This window comes from Sphingomonas sp. CROZ-RG-20F-R02-07 (assembly GCF_022662335.1).
GTDB lineage: Bacteria > Pseudomonadota > Alphaproteobacteria > Sphingomonadales > Sphingomonadaceae > Sphingomonas.
Genome location: NZ_JAKNQJ010000060.1, coordinates 1 through 289 on the forward strand (window position 1 = coordinate 1; position 289 = coordinate 289).

At 60.9% G+C, this 289-nt stretch carries 1 protein-coding gene; it reads left to right on the forward strand.

Annotated features, from left to right (window positions below; all coding sequences use genetic code 11):
* Positions 1-289 (forward strand): transposase (locus L8H00_RS18710; protein ID WP_242098874.1); only part of this gene is annotated, 289 nt, incomplete at both ends.

The window sequence follows — 289 nt, forward strand, 5'->3', positions numbered from 1 at the left end:
CCGATGTGTGGGCGGACACTGCCTACCGCAGCCAGGCCAACGAGACGTGGCTGAAGTCGATGGACAGGGTTAGCCGCATCCACCGCAAGAAGCCCAAGGGCAAGCCGATGTCCAGGCGCGCATCCGGTGCCAATGCCAAACGATCTACCGTACGTGCGCGCGTCGAGCACGTGTTCGCCCGTCAGAAGGATCAGATGGGGCTCTTCGTTCGCACCATCGGTATCGCGCGTGCCGAAGCGAAGATCACGCTCGCTAACCTCGTCTACAATATCGACCGTCTGATCTTCCA